The following is a 25,442-nucleotide window of genomic DNA, read 5'->3' as shown; positions in this document are numbered from 1 at the left end:
TGCATGTGTTAAGCACGCCGCCAGCGTTCGTCCTGAGCCAGGATCAAACTCTCCGTGAATGTTTACTCGGCCAGTAAATTAATACAGCCGGTCGACACACACGAGAGCGGAACCACCGGAGGAATGATCCGATGGTTCACAGCGTCCTCGCTGTGTTATTTCAAAGGAACCTCGCCCCGATCAAGAGTGACCGGAGACGGGGTATCAACTAATCTGGCGTTGATTTTTGGCACGCTGTTGAGTTCTCAAGGAACGGACGCTTCCTTTGTACTCACCCGAGAGACTCTCTCAGGCTTTCCTCCGGGCTTTTCCCTTCGGTGTTCCAAACTCTATCAGTGTTTTTCCGACCCTCTGACCACCCTCCCGCAGGCATGCGGGAGGAGATCCAGAGATTAGGATCTGACAAGTTGGATGCTGCCTGGCAAGGACGCTTGGTGGCGTCGCTCAACCCCGGGCAGGAGTACGACTGTACACGGAGCTTCGGAGCGCGCGCAAATCGATTTGGGCTATGGTCTAGACCACCAGTCGCCGACGGTGCAGCGGGGTGCCGGGCTCTCGCGCGGAACCCGTACTTCATATGACATACCCTGCTGAACAGTGCGCCGTCGGGTACTGGCAGTGACGGCCCATACAGATCTCCACCCCTGGGAGGCTTCCCATGACCACCGTGACGTCCCCTCTTGCAGGACGCGCCATCGGACTGGCTTCCGTGCCGGATCCGGTCTTCTCCGGGGCCATGGTCGGCCCGGGCACAGCAATCGACCCTGTTCGTGAACCCTCCGAGGCTGTCGCCCCCGTCGACGGAGTCATCGTCTCGCTTCACCCGCACGCCTTCGTCGTCGTCGACGACCAGGGCCATGGCGTGCTCACTCACCTCGGTATCGACACCGTGCAGCTCAACGGCGAGGGCTTCGAGTTGCTCGTGAACAAGGGTGACACCGTGACGCGCGGCCAGAGCATCGTGCGCTGGGACCCGGCTGCCGTGGAGGCCGCGGGCAAGTCGCCGGTCTGCCCGGTCGTGGCGCTCGAGGCCACGGCCGAGGCCCTCTCCGATCTGCGTGACAGCGGCGATGTGAAGGCCGGCGACAGCCTCTTCGCCTGGGCGTGACGTCAGCTCCGTCGTATGACGGCAAGTAGTGGCAACCACCGCGGCGGCGGGACCCGCCGCACTATCGGAGACGGGTGAGATGGAAGCAACGCTGCGAGGCGTCGGCGTGAGCCACGGTGTGGCGATCGGCGAGGTTCGGCACATGGGGACGGCGGTACTCGAGCCGCCTGCCAAGCAGATTCCGGCGGAGGACGCGGAGCGTGAACAGGGGCGCGCCCGCAAGGCCGTGGAAGCTGTGGCCGCCGACCTGATGGCGCGCGGCAATCTGGCGGGTGGCGAGGCCCAGGCCGTGCTCGAGGCGCAGGCCATGATGGCGCAGGATCCCGAGCTGATGGCGGACGTCGACCGGCGGATCGCCGTCGGCAGCACGGCCGAGCGTGCCGTGTACGACGCGTTCGCCGCGTACCGGGAGCTGTTGGCGGGCGCCGGCGAGTATCTCGCCGGTCGTGTCGCCGACCTTGACGACGTGCGGAATCGTATCGTCGCTCGTCTGCTCGGGGTGCCCATGCCGGGTGTTCCGGACAGTGACGAGCCCTATGTCCTGGTGGCGCGTGACCTTGCGCCCGCCGACACGGCTTTGCTGGATCCGACTCTGGTTCTCGGCTTCGTGACCGAGGAGGGCGGGCCGACCAGCCACAGCGCAATCCTGGCCCGGGCGCTCGGCGTCCCTGCGGTCGTCGCTCTGCCGGGTGCCGGCGAGCTGGCCGAAGGCACGGTGATCGCCGTCGACGGCAGCACCGGCGACATCTTCGTGGAGCCGAGCGAGGAGAAGAAGGCGCAGCTGGAGGCCGCCGCTGCCGAGCGCAAGGCGGCCCTCGCGGCGTCGACCGGTCCGGGTGCCACGGCCGACGGTCACAAGGTGCCGCTGCTGGCCAACGTCGGTGGTCCGGCCGACGTGCCGGCCGCCGTGGAGGCCGGTGCCGAGGGGGTCGGGCTGTTCCGTACCGAGTTCCTTTTCCTGGACGACAGCAAGAACGCGCCGTCGGAGGAAAAGCAGGTCGAGGCATACCGGCAGGTTCTGGAGGCCTTCCCCGAGGGCCGGGTCGTCGTCCGTGTGCTGGACGCGGGTGCGGACAAACCGTTGGACTTCCTCACCCCGGGCGATGAGCCGAACCCGGCGCTGGGTGTGCGTGGTCTGCGGACGCTGCTCGATCACCCCGAGGTGCTGCGCACCCAGCTGACGGCCTTGGCGAAGGCTGCGGAGGGGCTGCCGGTCTACCTTGAGGTGATGGCCCCGATGGTGGCGGACCGTACGGATGCCAAGGCGTTCGCCGACGCGTGCCGTGCGGCCGGGCTTCGCGCGAAGTTCGGTGCGATGGTGGAGATCCCGTCCGCCGCACTGCGGGCGCGCTCGATTCTGCAGGAGGTCGAGTTCCTGTCGCTGGGGACGAACGACCTCGCGCAGTACACCTTCGCCGCGGACCGTCAGGTGGGTGCGGTGTCGCGGCTGCAGGACCCTTGGCAGCCCGCGCTGCTGGACCTCGTCGCGCTGTCCGCGGAGGCGGCGAAGGCCGAGGGCAAGAGCTGTGGTGTCTGTGGTGAGGCCGCGTCGGACCCGCTCCTGGCGTGTGTGCTGACCGGTCTGGGCGTCACCTCGCTCTCCATGGGTGCGGCGTCCATTCCTTATGTACGGGCGACTCTGGCTAAGTACACGCTGGCGCAGTGCGAACGTGCCGCTGCCGCCGCGCGTGCCTCGGACAGTGCCGACGAGGCGCGCAACGCCGCTCAGGCGGTGCTGTCCGGCGAGTAGGCGGTCTCCGTCACTGCCGGTGTTCTCTGGAGGGGCGCTCCACCTGCGGGTGGGGCGCCCCTTCCCTGTTCAGTGACGGTGCCCCGGCGTCGGGCCCGCCGGGCCCAGATCAGGCGGTGCGCAGTAGTCGACGTCCGATTCCGGGGAGATGAGATCGCCGGATTCGACGTCCGTGCAGTAGGCGTCGAAGACCTCGCCTGCGGTGAGGGGTTCGAGGCCGTCGCCGCGCAGTCGCCAGCCGTAGATGCGATCGGTGGTGCCCGGAGCGCTTGTCCTCATGACGAGCCCCCCGGGGCTTTGGGTCGCGAGGCCGAGGGCGAGGACCGTGGTGAATTCGAGGGCTTCGGCCTCGTCCATCTGGATGGCTCCATCGGCGTCCGTGTCCGCGTGGAGCACCGAGACCAGTGTTTCCGGGGCGCCCGAGACACTGCACACGAGGTGTCGGTTGCCCGCGGGGGCGGTGTCGAGGATGCGGGCGAGGGCGTCGGACGCACGGACGAAGGCGGCTCGGCCGATGTCCTCGCCGCAGGAGGCGCAGGCGCCCAGGCGGGCCAGGAGTGTGGACGCGTACTCCCAGGTGGCCTGGCGGACGGCCTCGTCGATCAGGGCCGGGACGAGGTCGGCCAACGGGCGGCCGTCGTACGGGATGGTCGGGCCCGTGGCGGCGAGTTCGGCGGTGAAGCGGGTGCGGCTGGACGGGGTGTCGGGGTCGAGGCCGGTGTCCGAGCAGAAGGCGGCGTACTCCTCGGGGTCGAAAAGGGCGACCGTGGTGTGGTTCCCCTGGGAGGCGCGGGTGCGCAGGAGCGCCTCCACCTGTTCTAGATAGCGGGTGTGGTCGTCGAAGGTGAAGCTGCGGTAGCGCCGCATGGTGCGGAAGTCGTGCTCGTCGGTGAGCAGGCCGATGGTGCCCGCGATTTCGCGGCGCAGGACGCGTCGCATGGTCCGGTGGTCGGTGTGCGCCATTTTTCCCCCTGTGCGCAGTCGATCAATGCTCACTCACAGTAACCGGCGGCACTGACAACGGGACCGGGCTGGGGATGCCGCCGTCGGCGCACTGCGACGGCGGCAGCCCGGGATCAGGCTCGCTTACGGGCCAGGTCCTCGTAAAAGTGGAGGAGGTCGAGATTGTCGATGGAGCCCGGGTTGACGGCCTTGTCCAGGGGGGTGCCCTGGAGCAGTCGCTTGACGGGGACCTCGATGCGCTTTCCGGTGAGGGTGTGCGGGATGCCGGGTACTTCGATGATCTCGTCGGGGATGTGGCGCGGGGAGAGCTCTTCGCGGATGGTCTGCTTGATGCGGCCGAGGAGGTCCTCGTCGAGGACGGTCCCGGCGGTCAGGTGCACGAAGAGGGGCATCCAGTAGCCGCCGTCGGGCTGTTCGATGCCGATGACGAGGGATTCCTTGATCTCGGGGAGTCGTTCGACGGCTTCGTAGATGTCGGCCGATCCCATGCGTACGCCCTGGCGGTTGAGCGTCGAGTCGGAGCGGCCGTGGATGACGACCGAGCCGCGGGAGGTGATGGTGATCCAGTCGCCGTGACGCCATACGCCGGGGTAGGTGTCGAAGTAGCTGTCGTGGTAGCGGCTGCCGTCGGGGTCGTTCCAGAAGCGGATCGGCATCGACGGCATGGGGTTGGTGACGACCAGCTCGCCGACCTCGTCGACGAGGGGTTCGCCGCTCGGGTCCCAGGACTGGAGGTCGGTGCCGAGGCCTGCTGCCTGGAGTTCGCCGATGTGGACGGGGAGGGTCGGGACGGCTCCGGCGAAGCAGGAGCACACGTCGGTGCCGCCGCTGACCGAGGCGATCCAGAGGTCGTCGCGGACCTCGTCGTGCAGCCAGCGGAACCCGTCGGGCGGCAGGGGTGAGCCGGTGGTGGCCACGCACTGCACCTTGGACAGGTCGAAGTCGCGGCCGGGGTGCACGCCTGCTTTGCGGCAGGCCATCACGTAGGCGGCGGAGGTGCCGTAGAGGGTGGCTCCGGTGCGTTCGGCGATGCGCCACTGCGCTGCTGTGTCGGGGTATCCGGGGCTGCCGTCGTAGAGGACGATCGTGGTGCCGGTGAGCAGGCCGGAGACGAGGAAGTTCCACATCATCCAGCCGGTCGAGGTGTACCAGAAGAAACGGTCCTGGGGGCCGAGGTCGCAGTGCAGGCCGAGTTGCTTGAGGTGTTCGACGAGGATGCCGCCCTGGGACTGGACGATGGCCTTGGGCAGGCCGGTGGTGCCGGAGGAGTAGAGGACCCACAGGGGGTGGTCGAAGGGCACCTGCTCGAAGACGGGTTCTGCGGCGGCGCTCGTCAGGGCGGACCAGTCCAGGGCGCCTTCCGGGGCCTCGGTGCCGAGGAGAGGGATGTGGACGACGGCGCGCAGGGTGGGCAGTTCGCGGCGGAGTTCGGCGACGATGTCGCGCCGGTCGTGTTCCTTTCCGCCGTAGCGGTAGCCGTCGACGGTGAACAGGACGACGGGTTCGACCTGCTGGAAGCGGTCCAGGACGCTGCGGGCGCCGAAGTCGGGGGCGCAGGAGGTCCAGACGCCGCCGACCGCGGCGGTGGCGAGGAGGGCGACGACGGCCTGCGGGATGTTGGGGAGGTAGCCGCTGACGCGGTCTCCGGGGCGTACGCCGAGGGTGCGTAGCTCGGCGGCGAGGGAGCCGACCTGGCGGCGCAGTTCGGCCCAGGTGACGGGCTGTGGCTCGTGGGTCTCGTCGACGTACAGGAGGGCAGGCTCGTCCGCGCGGGTCGTCGCTGCGCGCAGGGCGTGTTCGGCGTAGTTCAGGGTCGCGCCGGGGAACCACTGGGCGCCGGGCAGCGAGCGGTCGCCCAGTACGCGCGCGTAGGGGGTGGAGAACCGTACGTCGAACCATTCCGTGACGGCTTTCCAGAAGGTGTCCAGCTCGTCGACCGACCAGCGGTGCAATGCGGGGTAGCCGCCCTCGGCGGGGGCGCCGTGGTGTTCGGCGGCCCAGGCCTGGAACCTGGTGACCTGGGCCCGTGCGATACGTTCCGGATCGGGCTGCCAGAGCGGCTGGGGGTTCACGGTCGACATGGGGCGGCTCCCGGACTGTGCGCGTCGTGTGCGTCCACCGCGCACGGGCGGGGTTGTGCGCGTGACGCGGATGACACGGACGATGCCATGTGATCGACTTCTGCACCAGGGCGCGCCCCACATAGTCCGTGTCGTGAAGATGTGGTCCCGGCACGAGTGAACGGCAGTTGAACGACACACGCGCGTGGGGCGGTCAGTGGCAGGGTGAGCAGCATGAACGGTCGTGACCTGGTGCGTTCGATGAAGGCGGTCGGTTCGGCGGGGGCGGCCCAGAGGTTGCGTACCGTACGAGCCGCTTGGCGTGCGCGGCGTGCCGATGCCGCCGGGCTGCCGGCGCGGGGGGTCGAGCGGGCGCGGGTGCCGGGCCCGGTGCAGGACGTGGAGCCGGGGCCCGGGGGTGGTGTGGTCCGCTTCAGCCGTTCCGAGCTGCGGATCACGGTGGCGGTGAACGGGGCGGTGTTCTGGGGCTGGGACGGGGCCGGTCCCGAGCCGTCGTACGCGCTGGCGGGCCGGTGTCCGGAGCCGGACCCGCGGGCGGTGCTGGAGCCGGACAAGGACGGCGGCTGGCGGGTGGTGGCCGAGCGGGCGACGGTCGTCGTCTCGCGGCACGGTGCGGTCGAGGTGCAGACACCCGGCGGCGTGACCCTGCGCCGGGACCTGCCGCCGCGTTGGTGGGAGCCGGTCGACGGGGGTGCGGCGCGCTGGATGCAGCGCTCGGAGGTCGTCGCGGACGCGCGCTTCTTCGGACTGGGCGGTCGGTCCTCGGGGCCGCGGCTGCGGGACGGCGTGTATCGGCTCTGGAACACCGACCCCGGCCACGCCTTCGGCCCCGGCGACGATCCGCTGTATCTCACGATGCCGGTGCAGCTGGTGGTGGCCGACGCGGCGACGCACCTGGTGTTCCACGACACCTCGTGGGACGGCACGGTGACGTTGCGGGAGGGCGAGGAGGGCGCCGGGTCCGGGCACGACCGGCCCGGGACGAGTGAACTGCGGATGTCCGGCGGTCCGTTGCGCTGCTGGGTGATGGTCGGCACTCCCGCGCGCGTGCTGCTCGCCTGGGCCTCCCTCACCGGTGCGTCGGCGCTGCCGCCGGCGTGGGCGTTGGGGTACCAGCACGCGCGGTGGGGGTTCGGGAGCGAGCAGGAGGTACGGCGGATCGTCGCCGGCTATCAGGACCGCGACCTCCCGCTGGATGCCGTCCATCTGGACATCGATCACTACGACGAGCACCAGGTGTTCACGGTCGACCAGGACCGTTTTCCGAAGCTGCCCCAGCTCGCCGAGGATCTGCGGCGGGGCGGGGTCCGGCTGGTGTCGATCGTCGATCCGGCGGTCAGGATCGAGCCCGGCAATGCCGTGTACGACGCGGGCACGGCCGTGGACGCGTTCGTCCGTGACGCGGCGGGGCAGTTGGTGCGCGGCGAGGTGTGGGCCGGTGAGTCGGTCTTTCCGGACTTCACGCACGCGCGCGTGCGTGAGTGGTGGGGCGGCCTCTACGAGGAGCGGCTGGGTCAGGGGTTCTCGGGCTTCTGGCACGACATGAACGAGCCCACATCGTTCGCGGCCTTCGGGGAGTGGACTTTGCCGCGTTCGGCTCGCCATGCGCTGGAGGGCCGGGGCGGCGACCATCGCGAGGCGCACAACGTCTACGCGCTGTGCATGGCTCGGGCCGCGTACGAGGGGCTGCGGGAGCTGGCCCCGCAGGAGCGGCCGTTCGTCTTCTCGCGGTCCGGTTGGGCCGGTCTGCAGCGCTACGGAGGCACCTGGTCCGGTGATGTGGCGACGGGCTGGCCCGGGCTGCGGGCGTCGCTGTCCCTGGTCCTGGGCCTGGGGCTGTGCGGGGTGCCGTATTCGGGACCGGACGTGGGCGGCTTCGACGGGAGTCCGTCGCCCGAGCTGTATCTGCGGTGGTTTCAGCTGGGCGCGTATCTGCCGCTGTTCCGCACGCACGCGAGTCTGCGGGCGGGGCGCAGGGAACCGTGGGAGTTCGGGTCCGAGGTGCTGGCGCACGCGCGTGTGGCGCTCGTGGAGCGTCGGCGACTGCTGCCGTACTTCATGACGCTGGCGCATCTGGCGCGGCGTACCGGCACGCCTTATGTGCGGCCGTTGTGGTGGGGCATACCGGAGGACCGGGCGTTGCGGGACTGCGAGGACGCCTTCTTGCTGGGTGACTGTCTGCTGGTGGCGCCGGTGCTCGACCCGGGCGCGGACCGGCGCGCCGTGCAGTTGCCGCGGGGGCGTTGGTACGACACGGCGACGGGGCGGGCGTACGACGGGCCGGGGCAGATTCTGGTGGACGCCCCTTTGTCGCGGATTCCGGTGCTCGCGCGTGCGGGTGCCGTCCTTCCCGTGCGTGGTGAGGACGGCGGGCTGGAGCTGGAGGTGTGGGCGCCGGCGCGGGGGCGGACCGGTGGCGGGTTGGTGGTGCCGGATGCGGGGGACGGGTGGGAGGAGCCGGAAATCGAGCGGTACGTCACCCGTTGGCAGGGCCGGCGGGTGGTCGTCGAGCGGGAGGGTGAGGACGGCGTGAGCGCGCCGCCTCACCCGGTGCGGATACGGGGTGTCGAGGAGCGCTGAGGCTCAGACGTAGCGGCCTTCGAACCAGGCTCGTACGGCGCGTGTGTGCAGGGGGAAGGCGAGCTCTTCCGGCCTGCGCAGGAGGTGCCAGCCTTCTGTCTCGTCCGTCGCCGTGGCCGCGGGCAGGCCCTCCGCCGGGCGCTCGGGCAGGGACCCGAACAGCAGGAGGTGGCCGTCGGGTGAGCTCATGGCGTCGACGAGGCGCACGTCGCGGCTCGCGGCGTCGATGCCGGTCTCTTCCTTGAGTTCGCGGACGACGGCCTGGCGCCAGTCCTCCCGGTCGTCGATGTAGCCGCCGGGCAGTGCGATGCCCCCGCGCGCGGGGGCGACGGTACGAGTGATGACGACGAGGCTGGTGCCCTTGGTGTCGTACACGGGCTGGAGGGCCACCGCGACCGGGAGCGGGTTGCGGTAGGCCGTGGTGCCGCAAGCGGGGCAGGTGCGTGGCCAACCGGAGACGCCCTCTCCGAAAGGCGTTCCGCAGCTCGAACAGTGGGAGTCGGGCGCGGAGTTGGGGGTGGGGTGTTGAGTTTCGGACACGCGGCGGACTGTATCCGATCATCGGAGGGGCGTCTTCCGGGGGCGGCTCAGCGTTTGCCTGAAAGGGACTTCCTGGACACCGGGAAGTCGAAGTAGGTGTCCGGGTAGGGCTCGGGCTTGTAGGTGTAGTGCCACCATTCCTCGGCCAGGTTCACGAAGCCGAGGTCTTCCAGGGTGGACTTGAGCAGGAGCCGGTGGGCGCGCTGTGCGCCCTGGACGCGCGGGTCGAGGGTGTGGGCGAGGGTGTCGAAGCAGTCGAATCCGGTGCCCATGTCGGCGGAGTTGTCGGGAAAGCGCTGGTCCTGGGGCGCGTAGCAGGCGACGAGGGGTTCGCCGGGGTGGTAGGGCCGGGTCGGCAGGGCCGGGAGCTTCACGATGGTGAGGTCCATGGTCGAGCCTCGGCTGTGGCCGGACTTCTCGGCGATGTATCCGTCCGCGAACAGACGGGTCTTGTCTACGTTCGGGTAGAACTCGCCCTTCATGGCCTGGTCGTCGAGGCCCTCGGCCCAGCGGACGAAGTGGTCGACCGCGCGTTGCGGGCGGTAGCAGTCGTACACCTTGAGGCTGTAGCCCTGCTTCAGAAGCTTCTCCTGGGCCTGGTGAAGTGCTTCGGCTGCGGGGCGGGTGAGGATGCAGAGGGGCTGTCGGTAGCCGTCGATGCGCTCGCCGACGAAGTTGTGCGGGGTGAAGTAGCGCATCTCCTGGATGATCGTCGGGTCGATGGTTCTGAGCGCCACGAAGTCCTTGGGCGCCTTGGGTTCCGGGGTTGCCCGGGCGGTCGTGGAGACGGCGGTGACGGTGAGCAGGGCGGCGAGTGCGGCGCCCAGTCCGCGCAGGGCACGGGAGAGTCGTGTCATGTCTCTGCCTCTGCCCATCCCCGGTCTCCCGTGACACACTTCTGACGTTCCGTCAGATCAGCTGCCGGGGAGGAACCTTGTCGCGTTCACGCATGCCAGTGGTCGACGGGTGGTTCGGGGGTGACGGGGATGCGTTCAGCCTGCTGGGCACTCGCTGCTCCGTCTGCGCCTCGGTCTTCTTCCCCCGCGAGGATGCCCATTGCCGCAATCCGAGGTGTGCCGGCGGCGAACTGGTGGAGGTTCCGTTGTCCCGGCGCGGCCGTGTGTGGTCGTACACGGACGGCCGCTATCGGCCTCCGTCACCCTATGTGACCGATCCGGAACTTCCGTGGGAGCCGTACGCGTTGATCGCTGTGGAGCTGGCAGCAGAGCGGATCGTGGTGCTGGGCCAGGGGGTGCCCGGGCTGACCGTCGCCGATCTGGCGGTGGGCATGGAGGTGGAGGTCGTGCCCGGCGTGCTCCATGAGGACGCGGAGACGGTGTGGACGACCTGGCAGTGGCGGCCGACGAAGGGGGTGGGGCATGACGGGTGAGGTGGCGGTGCTCGGTGCGGGGATGCACCCCTGGGGCAAGTGGGGGCGTTCCTTCGTCGAGTACGGGGCTGCGGCGGCCCGCGCGGCGCTCGCCGACGCCGGGCTGGAGTGGCGGTCCGTCGACTCGATCGTCGGCGCGGACACGGTGCGTGGCGGTTATCCGGGGTACGTGGCCGGGGCGACGTTCGCCAAGGCGCTGGGCTGGCAAGGCGCCCGGGTCACGAGCGTGTACGCGGCGTGCGCGTCCGGAGCTCAGGCGGTCAACACCGCGCGGGCGCAGATCCTCTCCGGACTCGCGGACGTAGTGCTCGTGGTGGGAGCCGACGCGGCGCCCAAGGGGTTCTTCCGGCCCGCGGGCGGCGACCGGCCCGACGATCCCGACTGGCTCCGGTTCCGGGTGCTCGGCGCAACCAATCCGACGTACTTCGGGCTGTACGCGCGGCGGCGGATGGCCGTCCACGGGGACACACTGGAGGACTTCGCCCAGGTCAAGGTGAAGAACTCGGCCATGGGCGCGCTGAACCCGTACGCGCGCTACCGCAAGCGGGCCACCGGCGAGGAGGTGGCCGCCTCGGCCGTGGTCGCCGATCCGCTGCGGCTGCTCGACATCTGCGCGACCTCGGACGGCGGGGCCGCCCTGGTGCTGTCCAGCATGGAGTTCGCGCGTCGCCATGGCGTGGCGGAGCCGGTGCGCATCCGCGCGGTGTCGACGGTGACACCGCGGTACCCCAACACCGTGCTGGACCTGCCCGACCTCGCCACGGACTCCGCGGTGGCGGTGGAACCGGCCGCCAGGACGTTCCGGGAGTCGATAGCCACGGCCGCCTACGAAGAGGCGGGCATCGGCCCGGAGGATCTTTCCCTCGCCGAGGTCTACGACCTGTCCACCGCCCTGGAGTTGCAGTGGTACGAGGACCTGGGGCTGTGCGGCGAGGGTGAGGGGGCCAAGCTGCTGCGGGAGGGGGCGACGGCCCTCGGCGGGCGCATACCCGTGAACCCCAGTGGCGGGCTGGCGTCCTTCGGGGAAGCCGTACCGGCGCAGGCGATCGCCCAAGTGTGCGAGCTCACCTGGCAGTTGCGGGGGGCCGCGGGCGACCGGCAGGTGGCCGGCGCCCGGGTGGGAATCACGGCGAACCAGGGGCTGTTCGGGCACGGGTCGGCGGTGGTCGCGGTGCGGTGAGGCCGAGGGCCGCACCCGGGCCGCATCCGGGCCGCATCCGGGCCACATCCGGGCCGCAAGGGCTTTCCCGTACGCTGTGTGACCGCTCGGGAATCCTGCGTGAACGTCTCATGAACTGCGCTCTGGCGTGCGCCCGCGGCGCCATCATGCTCCCGTGCACTCCTGGACGGATACTCTCCGCTTCGCCTTCCAACCGGTGGTCAACCTGGTGACCGGCGCGGTCGCGGGGCTGGAGATACTCGCCCGCCCGGAGACCGGCGACATCCTCGCCGAGGCCCGCCGCGATCCCGAACTCGACGGCAGGCTGGCGGTGTCGGCGATCCGTGCGGCGGCACGCAGGGAGACCTTGCTGCCGTTGCACGTCAACGTGTTCGCGGCGACCCTCGCCGACCTCGGCGGGCTCACTCCGCTGCACACCGCGGTGCGTGAGGCGGGCAGGCTGCCGTGGGAAGTGACCGTCGACATCGGACCGCCGTACACGCACGTGCCGCGGCAGGCGCTGCTGGAGGCCGTGGACGCGCTGCGGAGCCAGGGTTTCCGGATCAGTGCGGACGGGGTCGGAGACGGCGACGTACCCCTGCGGCTGCTCACCGACCTGGCGCCCGACCTGGTGAAGCTCGACGCGTCGCTGCTCACCCGGCCTGCCGCGGTGCGGGCGATGCGCACGCTGTGCGAGCAGCTCGGGGCGCTGTTGTCGGTCGAGGGCGTGGAGACGGAGTTCCAGTGCACCGCGGCGGTGACGGCCGGTGCGCAACTGGCGCAGGGTGAGCTGTTCGCGCCGCCCGCCCGGCTGCCCGCCGCGGACGTGTACGTTCCGCCCCGCTCCCCCGGTGCCGCCCCGCTCCCCCGGTCGGGTCCTTCGGTACGGCAGTTCGTGCGGCCCGCCGCGCTGCTGCCCGCCACCGCGTCGGCGGGTCATGTCCGGGCTTTGCTGACCGGGTCACCCGAGGTGTCCGGGGTGGTTCTCGTGGACGCGCACGGGGTCCCGGTCCGGTCGGTGCACCGCTCGCGCTTCCTGCTGTCGATGTCCGGGCGCTACGGACACGCCCTGTACGCCGACCGGCCCGCCGCCAAGCTCGGCGACGTGCCCCGCACGGTGGGCGTGGACGCCACCGCGTGGGAGGTCCTGGACGTGGTGGCGGTCGGTGGTCGGGACCGCACGTCGGACGATGTGGCCGTCGTGGACCGGTACGGCCGGTGCGTGGGCGTCGTACGCCTCGCGGACCTCGTGCGGGCGCTGGCCGAGTCCCGGGTGGAGGAGGCGGCCGGGCTCAATCCGCTGACCCGGCTGCCCGGTTCGGACGCCGTCACCGGTGAGGTGGACCGGCGGATCGCGGACGGGCGGGCGTTCGCGCTGAGCTGGCTGGACGTGGATCACTTCAAGCAGGTCAACGACGGGGCCGGCTTCGCCGCGGGCGACGAGCTGATCCGGTCGGTGGGGCGGATGTTGCAGCGCTCGGCGTCCGACAGCACGCGCGTGGGCCATATCGGCGGCGACGACTTCCTGATCCTGGCCGACCCGGAGGGCCTCGATCCGGTGGCGGCGTCGGTGCTGGACGCGCCCTGGTCGGCGGGCGGGCTTCCGGTGTCGTTGTCCCTGGCCACGGTGTTGTGCATGCCGGGCAGCGTCACGGACCACCGGCAGGCGGCCGCCTGGCTCGCACCGTTGAAGAAGGCCGCGAAGGCGTTGCGCGGGGCGAGTTGGGTCCTGGGGCGGGCGGGGATGCCCGGACACGAGGTTCGGCGCGGTTCCGCGGCCGCCACCGCCTCGGCAGCCCATCCCGGCCGGGCCTGAGGGGTCCTCCTTGTCGGGGAGGTGCCCCTCAACCGTTGCCGTCCGCGTCCTTGACGCCCCCTGGACACCGGTGAACACTTCCGATGTCAGTCGACATCGCCGTACATTCTCGGCGTATCCACGCACTGCGCCATGCGGGCACAGCTGCTCCAAGGTCCGTTTCCCCCACGGGCGATTCGACTGCGACGGCACGCTCGTCACGGATGCCGGGCGGGGCGCGGGACCTCCTCGTCCCCGGCTGAAGTCGCCGTGGGAAACGCACCCTGCACGGAGGACCGGGGGCTGACACCCCGGGCCGGGGCCAAGGAGCCGCCATGAGCAACGGAGACATATTCGTCGGTGAGATCATCGGCACCGCGATCCTGATCCTGTTCGGCGCCGGAGTGGTCGCCGCCGTCGTACTGAACTACTCGAAGGCGAAGGACGCGGGCTGGGTGGTCATCGCGTTCGGCTGGGGTTTCGGCGTGATGGCCGGGGCCTACACCGCAGCGCCGCTGTCCGGAGGCCATCTCAACCCTGCGGTGACGATCGGAATCGCCGTCGACACCGGCGACTGGGACAAGGTGCCCATCTACATCGCCGGGCAGATGGTCGGCGCCGTCCTGGGGGCGGTGCTCTGCTGGCTGGTGTACTTCGCGCAGTTCCAGGCCAACGCCGAGGAGGACAAGGCCCAGCCGACGCTGGGGATCTTCGCCACGGCGCCCACGATCCGCAATCCGGTGGCGAACCTCCTCACGGAGATCATCGCGACCATGGGGCTGGTGCTGCCCATCCTGGCGTTCGGTCTCACCAAGGGGCTGGGTGAGTCCGGCACCGCGATCCTGATCGTCGCGTTCCTCGTGGTCGGCATCGGTCTGTCCCTCGGCGGCCCCACGGGGTACGCCATCAACCCGGCCCGTGACCTGGGCCCGCGCATCACCCACGCAGTGCTCCCGATCCCCAACAAGGGCACCTCGGACTGGGGTTACGCGTGGATCCCGGTGGTCGGACCGCTGATCGGCGGAGCGCTGTCCGGGCTCATCTTCAACGCAGCCTTCTGAAGGAACCGACGAAGGGGACGTCATGACGGACAAGTTCGTCGCCGCTATCGACCAGGGCACCACCTCCAGCCGCTGCATCATCTTCAACCAGGACGGCGCCATCGTCGCCGTCGACCAGCGCGAGCACCGGCAGATCTTCCCCAAGCCCGGGTGGGTGGAGCACGACGCCACCGAGATCTGGTCCAAGGTGCAGGCGGTGGTGGCCGGGGCGGTCGCCAAGGCCGGGCTCCGCGCCGACCAGCTCAGCGCGCTCGGCATCACCAACCAGCGCGAGACGACGGTCCTGTGGGACCGCGCCACGGGCAAGCCGGTGCACAACGCGATCGTGTGGCAGGACACCCGCACCGCGGCACTGACCAACCAGCTCGGCGGCTCCGACGGGCAGGACCGTTTCCGTGAGCAGACCGGGCTGCCGCTGGCCACGTACTTCTCCGGACCGAAGGCGGCCTGGCTGCTCGACAACGTGCCCGGGCTGCGCACGCGGGCCGAGAACGGCGAGATCGCCTTCGGCACCATCGACTCCTGGCTCATCTGGAACCTCACCGGCGGCACGGACGGCGGCCGGCACGTCACCGACGTGACCAACGCCGGCCGCACCATGCTGATGAACCTCGAGACGCTCCAGTGGGACCAGTCCATCCTCTCCGCGATGAACATCCCCGACGCCGTCCTGCCCGAGATCAAGTCCTCGGCCGAGGTGTACGGCACCGCGGTCGGCCAACTCGCGGGCGTGCCCGTGGCGTCCGCGCTCGGCGACCAGCAGGCGGCGGTGTTCGGGCAGGCCTGCTACGACGTGGGCACGGCGAAGAACACGTACGGCACCGGCTCCTTCCTGCTGCTCAACACGGGCAACCGGCCGGTGCCGTCGAAGAGCGGCCTGCTGACGACGATGGGCTACAAGATCGGGAGTGAGGCGCCGGTCTACTGCCTGGAGGGGTCCATCGCGATAACGGGCGCGCTCGTCCAGTGGTTCCGGGACCAGCTCGGCATCATCCGCACCGCGGACGAGATCGAACCGCTGGCGGCGAGCGTGGAGGACAACGGTGGCGCGTACATCGTGCCCGCGTTCTCCGGACTGTTCGCGCCCTACTGGCGCTCCGACGCGCGCGGGGTGATCACCGGGCTCACGCGGTACGTCACCAAGGCCCATCTCGCGCGCGCGGTCCTCGAAGCGACGAGCTGGCAGACGCGTGAGGTGGTGGACGCCATGTTCCAGGACTCGGGGGTGCACATCACGACCCTGAAGGTGGACGGCGGCATGACCAAGAACAACCTGCTCATGCAGCACCAGGCGGACGTGCTGGACGTGCCGGTGGTGCGGCCGAAGGTGTCCGAGACGACCTGCCTGGGCGCCGCCTACGCGGCCGGGCTCGCCACCGGGGTGTGGAACGACCTCGACGAGCTGAAGGCGCACTGGCAGAAGGACGTCGAGTGGACACCGTCGATGGAGTCGTCGGTGCGTGACCGCGAGTACCACAACTGGCGCAAGGCCGTGGAGAAGAGCTTCGGCTGGGAGGAGGACGGGGCGAACTAGCCGCACGCGCGTGTGCGGTCACGAACGCGGCCCGTACCCCGGTCGGCGGGGGTACGGGCCGCTCGGGTCGGCTCCCGTCAGCTCGTGACGGCGGTCCGGCGGCGCTCCGCCCCATAGGCCATGGCGTGCCGGACCACTCCGATGAGGACCTCCTTGACCGACTCGCGGTCCCGGGCGTCGCACAGCACCAGCGGCACGTCCTCGTCGAGGTCGAGAGCCTGGCGGACGTCGTCGACGGGGTAACGGGCGGCCCCTTCGAAGCAGTTGACGCCGACCAGGAAGGGTATGGAGCGCCTCTCGAAGTAGTCGATCGCGGCGAAGCAGTCCTCCAGGCGGCGCGTATCAGCGAGGACGACGGCTCCGAGGGCGCCCTCGGAGAGTTCGTCCCACATGAACCAGAACCGCTCCTGGCCGGGAGTGCCGAAGAGGTACAGCACCAGGTCCTCGCGCAGCGTGATCCGCCCGAAGTCCATGGCGACCGTGGTGGTGCGCTTGCCCTCCACACCACTGGTGTCGTCGACCGGGCGTCCTGCCTCGGTGAGCAGTTCCTCGGTGCGCAGCGGCCTGATCTCGCTGACCGCGCCCACGAGCGTGGTCTTGCCCACGCCGAAGCCGCCGGCCACGAGAATCTTGAGCGTGGTGGGCTCGACGGGGGGCTTCCCGCGCTCAGAACGCCCGAAGATCATGGGTCTCTTCTCCTGCTGGGTGGGGGTGGGGCGGCGGTGGGCCGTAGCCTCCACCGCCGGGGGTCTCGATGACAAGTACGTCGTCGGGACCGACGTCGGCCGCGTCGCTGCCGCCGAGCACGGTGACGGTCCCGTCGGCCCGCTCCACACGGTTGGCGCCCGGCGCACCGGGTTCGCCGCCCGCCATGCCGTACGGCGGGACCCTGCGGTGCTGGGACAGCGTGGAGACGGTCATGGGTTCCAGGAACCGGATGCGGCGCACCGCGCCGTCCCCGCCGCGCCAGCGTCCGGCGCCGCCGCTGCCGTGCCGGACGGCGAACTCGTCGAGCCGGACGGGCAGCCGCCATTCCAGGACCTCGGGGTCGGTGAGGCGCGAGTTGGTCATGTGGGTCTGCACGACGGGCGCGCCCGGGAAGCCGTCGCCCGCGCCGGAACCGGACGCGACCGTCTCGTAGTACTGGTGGCGGGCGTTGCCGAAGGTCACGTTGTTCATGGTCCCGGAGCCCTCGGCCTGCACGCCGATCGCCGCGTAGAGGGCGCCGGTGATGGCCTGCGAGGTCTCGACGTTGCCGGCGACGACGGCCGCGGGCGGCTCGGGCGCGAGCATGGAGCCGGGCGGCACCACGATCCTGAGGGGGCGCAGGCAGCCGTCGTTGAGGGGGATGTCGTCGGCGACGAGGGTGCGGAAGACGTACAGCACGGCCGCGTTGACCACCGCGAACGGGGCGTTGAAGTTGCTGCCCAGCTGTGCGGACGTGCCGGTGAAGTCGACGGTCGCGGAGCGGTTCTCGCGGTCCACGCGCACGCGTACCCGGATCACCGCGCCCGAGTCGGTCTCGTAGGCGTACGCGCCATCGTCGAGGGTGTCGACCACGCGGCGCACCGATTCCTCCGCGTTGTCCTGGACGTGCCGCATGTACGCCTGGACGACGTCGAGTCCGAAGGTCTCGATCATGCGGGCGACTTCGTCGACGCCCTTGCGGTTGGCGGCGATCTGGGCGCGCAGGTCGGCGAGGTTGGTCCTCGGGTTGCGGGAGGGGTAGCGCGCTTCGGTGAGCAGGCGGAGGGTCTCCTCCTCGCGGAAGCGGCCGTTCTCCGCGAGGAGCCAGTTGTCGAAGAGGATGCCTTCCTCCTCGATGCTGCGGCTGTCGGCCGGCATGGAGCCCGGGGCGATGCCGCCGATCTCGGCGTGGTGGCCGCGGGAGGCCACGTGGAAGAGGATCCGGTCACCCTCTGTGTCGAAGACGGGGGTGATCACCGTGACGTCCGGGAGGTGCGTGCCGCCGTGGTACGGGTCGTTGACGGCGTAGGTGTCTCCCGGCCGCATTCCGGAGCCGCGGCGGCGGATGACCTCCTTGACGCTGGTGCCCATCGAGCCCAGGTGGACGGGGATGTGCGGGGCGTTGGCCACCAGGTTTCCGTCCGGGTCGAAGAGCGCGCAGGAGAAGTCGAGGCGCTCCTTGATGTTGACGGACTGGGCCGTGGACTCCAGCCGGGCACCCATCTGTTCGGCGATGGACATGAAGAGATTGTTGAAGACCTCGAGAAGAACCGGGTCGACTTTCGTGTCGAGATCGGAACTCTGCGTGACCGCCACGCGTTCCATGACCAGATGCCCGTCGTCTCGCGCGACGGCCTGCCAGCCGTCGTCGACGACGGTCGTCGCACTGGCCTCGGTGATGATCGCCGGACCGGTGACGGTCTCGCCGGGAGGCAGGTTCTCGCGGCGGTGCAGGGGTACCTCGCGCCAGGCGCCGCCCGTGTGGAGGCGGACGGTGTCGGGGGCGGCGGGGCGGCCTTCGTACGGGGCGAGGGCCGACAGATCGGGGGGCTGAGTGATGCCGGTGGCTTCTACGGAGAGGGCTTCGACGACGATCGGACGGTCGAGGGTGAAGGAGTACGTGGCGCGATGACGTGCTTCGAAGGCCTCGCGCATCGCGTCGGGCTCGGTCAGCTCGACGGTGAGGGCGGTGTCGGTGCCGTCGTAGCGGAGTTGGGCGCGGCGGGTGATCCGGACGCGGTCCGCGGGGACGTCCTCGGCGAGGAGTTCGGCGCGGGCGGCGCTCTCCAGGTCGTCGGCGGTCTTGAGGACGCCCGGCATAGCTGCGGGCTCCAGAGGTGCTTCGACGGACTGCTCGCGCATCGCGGTGGTGTCGGCGAGGCCGATGCCGAGCGCGGACAGGACGCCTGCCATGGGGGGAACGAGGACGGTGCGCATACCCAGCGAGTCGGCGACCATGCACGCGTGCTGGCCGCCGGCGCCGCCGAAGGTGGTGAGCGCGTAGCGGGTGACGTCGTGGCCCTTCTGGACGGAGATCCGCTTGACGGCGTTGGCGATGTTGGCCACCGCGATCTGGAGGTAGCCCTCGGCGACCTGTTCGGGGGTGCGGTCGTCGCCGGTCCGCTCGCGGATCTCGCGCGCGAGGGCGGCGAAGCGGTCGCGGACGAGTTCCGCGTCCAGGGGCTGGTCGCCCTCGGGGCCGAACACCTTCGGGAAATGGGCGGGTTGGATGCGGCCGAGCATGACGTTGGCGTCGGTGACGGCGAGCGGGCCGCCGCCGCGGTAGCAGGCGGGGCCGGGGTCCGCGCCCGCCGAGTCCGGCCCCACGCGGTAGCGGGAGCCGTCGAAGTGGAGGACCGAACCGCCGCCGGCGGCGACGGTGTGGATGTCGAGCATGGGTGCGCGCAGCCGGACCCCGGCGATCTGCGTGGTGAAGACGCGTTCGTACTCACCGGCGTAGTGGGACACGTCCGTGGAGGTGCCGCCCATGTCGAAGCCGATGACCCGGTCGAAGCCGGCGAGCTGCGACATCCGGGCCATGCCGACGATGCCGCCGGCCGGCCCCGACAGGATGGCGTCCTTGCCGCGGAACTGACCTGCCTCGGTGAGACCGCCGTTGGACTGCATGAACATCAGCCGCACACCGTCGAGTTCACCGGCGACCCGCTCGACGTACCGGCGCAGCACCGGCGACAGGTAGGCGTCGACGACGGCGGTGTCGCCGCGCGGGACGAGCTTCATCAGGGGGCTGACCTCGCTGGACAGCGAGATCTGCGGGAAGCCGATGCGGGCGGCGAGTTCACCGACGGCCTGTTCGTGGGCGGGGTGGAGGTGGCTGTGCATGCAGACGACGGCTACCGCGCGGATCCCGTCGTCGTAGGCCTGTTGCAGGGGGCTGGCGAGGGCGTCGAGGTCGGGGGCTCGCAGTACGGTGCCGTCGGCGGCGATGCGTTCGTCGACCTCGAGCACCCGCTCGTGGAGCAGTTCGGGGAGTTCGATGCGGCGGGCGAAGATGCGGGGCCGGTTCTGGTAGGCGATGCGCAGCGCGTCGCGGAAGCCGCGGGTGACGATGAGGAGGGTGCGCTCGCCACGGCGCTCCAGCAGGGCGTTGGTGGCGACGGTGGTGCCCATGCGGACGGCCTCCACCGGGTCCTGGGAGCCGTCCAGGAGTTGGGTCACGCCGGTGACGGCCGCGTCGGCGACGGGGGTCCCCGCGCGTGGGCCGAGCCGGGAGTGGGGTGGGGAGGAGTTGTCGGAGAGCAGCTTGCGCGTGAGCAGCCGGCCGTCCGGGCGGCGCGCGACGATGTCGGTGAAGGTGCCGCCCCGGTCCACCCAGAACTGCCAGCCTGTCGTCACGTCCGTCTCCCCGATCGTGCTGTTCGGCACCGTGTCCGCGGGTCGGTGGCCGACCGCCCGCGGAGGTCGTCGACGATCAGTCGGATCATAACGGGAGGGGCGTGCCGCCGCCCGCCCGCTCCGCACGGGCAGGCCGCTGCCTCACAGCGCCCTGAGGCCGTTGATCACGTCCCGCAGAATGCTCTCGTCCGGCAGCTCGGCGGGCGGCACCGGCCGGTTGACATGGACGAACTCCGCGTCCACGAGATCACCGATGAGAACCCGCACCACGCCGATGGGCAGGTCGAGTTCGGAGGACAGCTCGGCGACCGACTGCGGGGTCTCGCGGCACAGGTCGACGATGTCCACGTGCTCCGGGGACAGCCAGTGGTCGCGTTCCGGGTCGTCCGCCTGGGGCTCCGTGACGACCACCGCGATGAGGTCCAGGCGGTGCTGGGCCGCACTCGTGGTGCGGCCTCGCGTCATGGCGTACGGACGGACGACCGGTCCGGCCTCGTCGTCGAACCAGTGACTTCTTCCCTGACCGTCAGTGCTCATGTCATCCCACTACCCGCCCTGAGGCAGATCGGTGCGTGGAGCGGCGGCGAGATGTACTCCGACTCGCTTGACCAGGAGCGTCATTTCGTAGGCGACCAGGCCGACGTCGGAGTCCGCGTCGGAGAGGACGGCGAGGCAGCTGCCGTCGCCCGCGGCGGTCACGAACAGGAAGGCGTCGTCGAGTTCGACGACCGTCTGCCGGACGCTGCCCGCCTCGAAATGCCGGCCCACCCCCTTGGCGAGGCTGTGGAATCCGGAGGCGACGGCGGCCAGATGCTCGCTGTCCTCCCGGGTCAGGTCCTTGGAGACCCCCGTCGGCAGTCCGTCGCCGGAGAGCACGACGGCCTTGCGGATGCTGGCGACGCGGTCCACCAGTTCGTCCAGGAGCCAGTTGAGCTCGCCGGACTTGGTCGTCGCGGTGTGGCCGGTCGTCTTCGGTGCGGTCATCGACCGTCCCCCTTAGTTCCTCGTGGTGCTGTGCCGCTGTGGGCGTCCTCGCCCGCGGCGTTCTCCGCGCGTCCGCGCTGCCAGCCACGCTGGAGCGAAGCCATGCGGCTGCGTACTTGGTCGGCGTCCCGCTCCTCGCCCCCGGCCTCCTGGTCGGTCCGGCGCTCGGGGCTCTGCTTGAGCTGCGGGGCCAGGTTGGCCTGCCGGACGCGGCGGGGCAACGGGGCCGTGCCGGGGGCGCCCGGTGCGGGGGCGTTGCGGGAGAGGCGTGCGTCGGGCGCGTCGGCGGGCGCCGGGCCGGTGTCGGCCGGGAGCCGGCCTTCGGGACCGCTCTCGAAGCGCCCGCTCCCGTGGGGTGCCGCGGAGTCGGTGGTCAAATCGGCGGGGCGGGGGTGGTCGCCCGAACCGCCGCTGGACGCGATCTCGGCGCGCCGGGTCCGGCGGGGCAGGGCGGGGGCGCCGGGGGCCGGGTCCAGGTCACGGCGTCCGGTGGCCGGGGCGCCGCGGTGCTGGGCGTCGAGGGTGCGGCCCACGGGGGTGGGTGCTTCGAAGGCGCGGCCCCGCGACGCCGGGGTGCCGTGTTCCGGGCTCGTGGACATCGAGGTGTCGTGGGAGCGGCCGACCGGTGCCGAGGCGTCGGTGCGCTGCTCGTCGGAGCGGTCGGCAACGCCCGTGGTACGGCGCTGCGGGCCCGTGGTGCGCCTGCGGGCCGGCAGCGGGGGTGGCGTGGCCGAGAGTGACCGGTTCGCGCCGCGTACGGGCTCCTCGTCCGGGTCCTTGCGCCGCGCCGGTGGCTCGGTCACCGGGCGGCCGTGCGAGCTGACCAGCTTGGGCGTGCGCCGCTGGGGCAGCGGCACCGGGGCGTTCAGGTCGTCGTCGCGGTCGCCGTCCCGCCCGAAGGTGCCGATGTCCGGGGTTTCGTGGGATTCCCCGCCCGTGGTGGCCTCGGCGCGGACGGGGCCGCGGCGGGGGCGGAACAGGCCCCCGCGCTCGCTGTCCTCGTCGTCGAGGGCGCCCGGGAAGTCGTCGATGGCGTCCAGGTCGACCGGGGCCTCCAACTCGACCGGTCCGTCCAGGATCGTCGTCGGCAGCCCCGGCACCTGCACGGGCACGTGGGCGAGTTCGGCCCGGCGGGCCTCCTCCAGTTCGGCCTCCTTGGAGGGCTGGGGGCGGTCGAGGCGGAAGCCGATGCCGTTGGTGTCCGGGACGTCGTCCGTCAGCAGGGTGTTGGGGATGAACACCACGGCCGTCGTGCCACCGTACGGCGACGGTTGCAGGGAGACCCGGACGTTCTGCCGCTGGGCGAGCCGGCTGACCACGAACAGACCGAGCCGGTCGGTGTCGGACAGTTCGAACTCCGGTGTCTCGGCGAGCCGGAGGTTGGCGTCCAGCAGGGCGTCGGCCGCCATGCCGAGACCGCGGTCGTGGATCTCCAGGGTGAAACCGTTGGCGACGCGCTCGCCCAGGACCTGGACGGCGGTGTGCGGTGGGGAGAACACCGTGGCGTTCTCCAGGAGTTCGGCGACGAGATGCGTGAGGTCGGCGACGGCCGGGCCGGTGACGGCGACCCTGGGCAGGCGGCGGACCTCGATGCGTTCGTAGTCCTCGACCTCGGCGACGGCGGCCCGGACGACGTCCATGAGCTGGACGGGCTTGCGCCACTGCCGGGAAGGGGCGGCGCCGGAGAGGATCACCAGGCCCTCGGCGTGCCGGCGCATACGGGTGGTGAGGTGGTCGAGGCGGAACAGATCGGCGAGTTCGTCGGTGTCCTCGGTCCGGCGTTCCATGGTGTCGAGCAGGGTGAGCTGCTTGTGCAGCAGCACCTGGCTGCGGCGGGCGAGGTTGACGAAGACCTCGGCGACACCGGCGCGCAGTTCGGCCTGTTTGACGGCGGCTTCGACGGCCGCGCGCTGGAGGGTGTTGAGGGCCTGGCCGACCTCGCCGATCTCGTTCTTGTCGTACTCCAGGCGCGGGACCTCGGTCTCCACGTCGACCTGTTCGCCGGCCGAGAGCCGACGCATGACGCTGGGCAGTCGTACGCCGGACGCCTCGTGGGCCTCCAGTCGCAGTTGGCGCAGGTCGCGGATGAGGCCGCGGCCGACACGTACCGACAGCACGAGGGAGAAGAGCAGGGCCAGCAGGCCGAGCACACCCGCGACGGCGGCCTTGACGATGACGCCCATCGCGACCGGCTCGACGCGGTCCTGATAGCGGTCGCCCGCCTGGTCGTTGAGGGTGGCGAGGCCTTCGAGCACGCCCCCCGCGGCGGCGTCCCAGCTCTTGGCGGTGAGCGCACCGGGCGGGCCGGGTTCGGAGTCGACGACGGTCTGCTCGGCGGAGCGCAGGGACGCGGTGGAGGCGTTCTTCCAGAATCTGTCGTACCGCTCGCGTTCCGTCGCGGGCAGCACCGGCAGGCTGATCTCGTACATCAGGTCGCGCTGCGCGATGAGGTCGGAGACCTCCCGGATCTCCTCGGGGGTGAGCCGGCCGACCACCAGGGCGGAGCCGAGCAGGGCGTCCTCGCGGGAGAGGAGTTCCCGGGCGCGGGTGATGTTGACGAGGGCGCGCGCCTGCTTGTCCATCTCCACGCTGTCCACCCCGTCGAGGGAGGCCAGCAGGGTGTAACAGGGGTCCACGAGGCGGTTGTAGCGACCGAGGGCCTGGGACCGGGTCACGGTGCCCTCCTCGACGCTGCGGCGCAGGGAGTCGACGCTGTCGAAGGCGTCCAGGACGGTGGTCAGGCGCTCGTCGTCGTCCGCGTCCAGTCCGTCACGGACGTCGGGGTCCTGCGCCTTCCTGCGGAGCTCGGCGATGGCGTCGTCGGAGGCGCTGCGGGCCTTGCGCAGCGCCGAGAGGGCGTCGGACGCCCGTGGATCGGCGAGATAGACGAGGGTCTGGCGGCGTTCCTGCTGGAGGATGCGGACGGTGTCCTCGGTGGGGTACCCGATGTCCTCCACGGCCGCCGACACCTGGAACAGCTGGGTGACCGCCCGCCCCGTGAGCACCGTGGCGAAGCCCCAGACCGCGGCCAGGGACACCAGCGGCACGAGAAGCAGCGCCACGATCTTCCGGCGGATCGACTTCCCGCGAAAGCGCATGGCCTCCCCCAGCTGGTCCCCCGCCGGCCGGGGGTACACATGTGCGTCAACAAACGCCGCGAGCCTACTACCGACGCACAGTGAACTCGAAGACCCTTCCGGAGTGCGAACTTCCGCACCGGCGGCGCGAGATGGGGAGTTGTCCGGGCATTGCGGGAGATTGCCTCCCGCATTTGCGCGACGGCCGCCCACGCCGATCCGGCCTACACAGGTGGGCAGTTGGCCAGAATTTTTCGTTTCCTGGGAATCTTCGGGGCGTGTCGTTCGTCCTTCTCTTCAGGAAATGGGGGCGGAATCGGCCACACGAGCCGCATCCTGCAACCGGGCGGCGTAAAACAGCGCAAGCCGGGCAGCCACTGGAGAGGCGTGTGTTCGAGCACGGGCGAGCGGTCTGCTGGCGGTGGGGAGAGTGACACCTTGATGGGCACGGTGGAGCGGCACGAGGCGCCTACGGACGGCGATGAGACGCAGCCGACGGCGCGGCGCGGCCCCGAGGCACCGGATCGCGACATTCCGGCGTACGGCGACGCGGCCGGAGCCGGTGAACAGGCCGCGGTGCGCGAGCAGGCACAGGATCAGCCGCGCTACCGGCCGTTGTGGATCGAGGAGCCGGCGCGGCGGCGCCGGATGCCCGATCCGGTGCGTACGGCGGCGGTGCGAGCGGTGCTGATCATCGCCGTGACCCTGGTCCAGGCGATGGTGGCATTCCTGTGCACGCTGGCCGGATCGTGGCTGGCGTTCCCGATGGTCCTCAGCAGCGTGGCGAGCACCGTGGCGGCGACGTGGGGCGCCCTCGATGTCTGGGTGACCCGCCAGGTCTGGAACCAGCGCAACGGCGTGGTGTCGGCGCCGAGCAGCACCGCGCGTGCCCTGCGGCGCGAGCGGCGCCGGGCGCGGCGACAGGCCAGGACGGCCGAGCGGACTCAGGAGCGGATACGCCGGCGCGGTGGGGCGGGACAGCTGTCCCACCCATGAACCCTGCCCATGTCCCGCCCTCGCGCCCTGCCCCCGCACCGTCGCTGAGTCCCGCCGGGCTCCACCGAGCCAGGGTCCACCGAGTTGGGGTCCACCGAGTC

General features: G+C 70.8%; 18 protein-coding genes. 9 read left to right on the top strand and 9 right to left on the bottom strand.

What is annotated here, in order from left to right:
• The first annotated feature begins 658 nt into the window (after positions 1-658).
• Together DI272_RS41160 and ptsP are read left to right on the top strand one after the other, a co-directional pair.
• Complete coding sequence (locus DI272_RS41160; RefSeq protein WP_109500249.1) at positions 659-1,108, top strand: PTS glucose transporter subunit IIA; 450 nt, start codon at positions 659-661, stop codon at positions 1,106-1,108.
• 79 nt (positions 1,109-1,187) lie between these two features.
• Positions 1,188-2,858, top strand: a complete 1,671-nt coding sequence (gene ptsP / locus DI272_RS41155) for a phosphoenolpyruvate--protein phosphotransferase (protein ID WP_109500248.1) — start codon at positions 1,188-1,190, stop codon at positions 2,856-2,858.
• A gap of 69 nt (positions 2,859-2,927) precedes the next feature.
• Here ptsP and DI272_RS41150 read toward each other — a convergent pair whose 3' ends face one another.
• Positions 2,928-3,821, bottom strand: a complete 894-nt coding sequence (locus DI272_RS41150) for a hypothetical protein (protein ID WP_109500247.1) — start codon at positions 3,819-3,821, stop codon at positions 2,928-2,930.
• Between the two features lie 113 nt (positions 3,822-3,934).
• The gene (locus tag DI272_RS41145) at positions 3,935-5,902 is read right to left on the bottom strand and encodes an acetoacetate--CoA ligase (protein WP_109500246.1); all 1,968 of its coding nucleotides are present in this window, start codon (positions 5,900-5,902) and stop codon (positions 3,935-3,937) included.
• Positions 5,903-6,115: 213 nt separating this feature from the next.
• Between DI272_RS41145 and DI272_RS41140 the strand changes: the two genes are divergently transcribed.
• The gene (locus DI272_RS41140; protein ID WP_109500245.1) at positions 6,116-8,482 is read left to right on the top strand and encodes a TIM-barrel domain-containing protein; all 2,367 of its coding nucleotides are present in this window, start codon (positions 6,116-6,118) and stop codon (positions 8,480-8,482) included.
• A gap of 3 nt (positions 8,483-8,485) precedes the next feature.
• On the opposite strand, the gene DI272_RS41135 is transcribed toward DI272_RS41140, so the two are convergent.
• Entirely contained in the window at positions 8,486-9,022 is a 537-nt protein-coding gene (locus tag DI272_RS41135; RefSeq protein WP_109500244.1) for an NUDIX domain-containing protein, read from the bottom strand.
• Positions 9,023-9,069: 47 nt separating this feature from the next.
• A complete protein-coding gene (locus DI272_RS41130) occupies positions 9,070-9,879 on the bottom strand; it encodes a M15 family metallopeptidase (protein ID WP_109500243.1) in 810 nt (269 codons plus the stop codon).
• Positions 9,880-9,977: 98 nt separating this feature from the next.
• Between DI272_RS41130 and DI272_RS41125 the strand changes: the two genes are divergently transcribed.
• From DI272_RS41125 to glpK, 5 genes are all read left to right on the top strand, one after another.
• Entirely contained in the window at positions 9,978-10,412 is a 435-nt protein-coding gene (locus tag DI272_RS41125) for a Zn-ribbon domain-containing OB-fold protein (RefSeq protein ID WP_109501304.1), read from the top strand.
• Positions 10,402-11,592 carry a lipid-transfer protein gene (locus tag DI272_RS41120; protein ID WP_109500242.1) on the top strand — a complete coding sequence of 397 codons (1,191 nt, stop codon included), beginning with the start codon at positions 10,402-10,404 and terminating at the stop codon, positions 11,590-11,592. The genes DI272_RS41125 and DI272_RS41120 overlap by 11 nt, the downstream gene beginning before the upstream one ends.
• A gap of 154 nt (positions 11,593-11,746) precedes the next feature.
• Positions 11,747-13,387: a GGDEF domain-containing protein gene (locus DI272_RS41115; RefSeq protein WP_109501303.1), complete on the top strand. Its 1,641-nt coding sequence runs from the start codon at positions 11,747-11,749 to the stop codon at positions 13,385-13,387.
• 314 nt (positions 13,388-13,701) lie between these two features.
• A complete protein-coding gene (locus DI272_RS41110) occupies positions 13,702-14,427 on the top strand; it encodes an MIP/aquaporin family protein (protein WP_109500241.1) in 726 nt (241 codons plus the stop codon).
• 22 nt (positions 14,428-14,449) lie between these two features.
• On the top strand, positions 14,450-15,961 hold the full coding sequence (gene glpK / locus DI272_RS41105; protein WP_109500240.1) for a glycerol kinase GlpK: 1,512 nt from the start codon (positions 14,450-14,452) through the stop codon (positions 15,959-15,961).
• A gap of 77 nt (positions 15,962-16,038) precedes the next feature.
• Here the strand turns inward: glpK and DI272_RS41100 are convergent, their stop codons facing one another.
• The 5 genes from DI272_RS41100 to DI272_RS41080 form a co-directional block, all read right to left on the bottom strand.
• Complete coding sequence (locus DI272_RS41100; RefSeq protein WP_109500239.1) at positions 16,039-16,647, bottom strand: ATP/GTP-binding protein; 609 nt, start codon at positions 16,645-16,647, stop codon at positions 16,039-16,041.
• Positions 16,628-20,284, bottom strand: coding sequence for a hydantoinase B/oxoprolinase family protein (locus DI272_RS41095; protein WP_109501302.1), 3,657 nt, complete (start codon positions 20,282-20,284; stop codon positions 16,628-16,630). The genes DI272_RS41100 and DI272_RS41095 overlap by 20 nt, the downstream gene beginning before the upstream one ends.
• A 141-nt stretch (positions 20,285-20,425) precedes the next feature.
• Entirely contained in the window at positions 20,426-20,821 is a 396-nt protein-coding gene (locus tag DI272_RS41090; protein WP_109500238.1) for a DUF742 domain-containing protein, read from the bottom strand.
• A gap of 9 nt (positions 20,822-20,830) precedes the next feature.
• Entirely contained in the window at positions 20,831-21,268 is a 438-nt protein-coding gene (locus tag DI272_RS41085; protein ID WP_109500237.1) for a roadblock/LC7 domain-containing protein, read from the bottom strand.
• Entirely contained in the window at positions 21,265-24,366 is a 3,102-nt protein-coding gene (locus DI272_RS41080) for a nitrate- and nitrite sensing domain-containing protein (RefSeq protein ID WP_109501301.1), read from the bottom strand. Before DI272_RS41080 ends, DI272_RS41085 begins: the two co-directional genes overlap by 4 nt.
• A gap of 420 nt (positions 24,367-24,786) precedes the next feature.
• Here DI272_RS41080 and DI272_RS41075 point away from each other — a divergent pair, with 420 nt between their 5' ends.
• The gene (locus DI272_RS41075) at positions 24,787-25,341 is read left to right on the top strand and encodes a hypothetical protein (RefSeq protein ID WP_109500236.1); all 555 of its coding nucleotides are present in this window, start codon (positions 24,787-24,789) and stop codon (positions 25,339-25,341) included.
• Positions 25,342-25,442 lie beyond the last annotated feature (101 nt).

The organism is Streptomyces sp. Act143, assembly GCF_003143935.1.
Lineage (GTDB): Bacteria > Actinomycetota > Actinomycetes > Streptomycetales > Streptomycetaceae > Streptomyces.
This window is presented reverse-complemented; position numbering and strand designations above follow the sequence as displayed.

Bases quoted from the DNA above. Each gene is read 5' to 3' on its own strand.
- DI272_RS41150 (WP_109500247.1), bottom strand. From the start codon at position 3,821: ATGGCGCACACCGACCACCGGACCATGCGACGCGTCCTGCGCCGCGAA.
- DI272_RS41140 (WP_109500245.1), top strand. From the start codon at position 6,116: ATGAACGGTCGTGACCTGGTGCGTTCGATGAAGGCGGTCGGTTCGGCG.
- DI272_RS41130 (WP_109500243.1), bottom strand. From the start codon at position 9,879: ATGACACGACTCTCCCGTGCCCTGCGCGGACTGGGCGCCGCACTCGCC.
- DI272_RS41145 (WP_109500246.1), bottom strand. From the start codon at position 5,902: ATGTCGACCGTGAACCCCCAGCCGCTCTGGCAGCCCGATCCGGAACGT.
- glpK (WP_109500240.1), top strand. From the start codon at position 14,450: ATGACGGACAAGTTCGTCGCCGCTATCGACCAGGGCACCACCTCCAGC.
- DI272_RS41110 (WP_109500241.1), top strand. From the start codon at position 13,702: ATGAGCAACGGAGACATATTCGTCGGTGAGATCATCGGCACCGCGATC.
- DI272_RS41090 (WP_109500238.1), bottom strand. From the start codon at position 20,821: ATGAGCACTGACGGTCAGGGAAGAAGTCACTGGTTCGACGACGAGGCC.
- DI272_RS41085 (WP_109500237.1), bottom strand. From the start codon at position 21,268: ATGACCGCACCGAAGACGACCGGCCACACCGCGACGACCAAGTCCGGC.
- DI272_RS41080 (WP_109501301.1), bottom strand. From the start codon at position 24,366: ATGCGCTTTCGCGGGAAGTCGATCCGCCGGAAGATCGTGGCGCTGCTT.
- ptsP (WP_109500248.1), top strand. From the start codon at position 1,188: ATGGAAGCAACGCTGCGAGGCGTCGGCGTGAGCCACGGTGTGGCGATC.
- DI272_RS41120 (WP_109500242.1), top strand. From the start codon at position 10,402: ATGACGGGTGAGGTGGCGGTGCTCGGTGCGGGGATGCACCCCTGGGGC.
- DI272_RS41100 (WP_109500239.1), bottom strand. From the start codon at position 16,647: ATGATCTTCGGGCGTTCTGAGCGCGGGAAGCCCCCCGTCGAGCCCACC.
- DI272_RS41160 (WP_109500249.1), top strand. From the start codon at position 659: ATGACCACCGTGACGTCCCCTCTTGCAGGACGCGCCATCGGACTGGCT.
- DI272_RS41075 (WP_109500236.1), top strand. From the start codon at position 24,787: ATGGGCACGGTGGAGCGGCACGAGGCGCCTACGGACGGCGATGAGACG.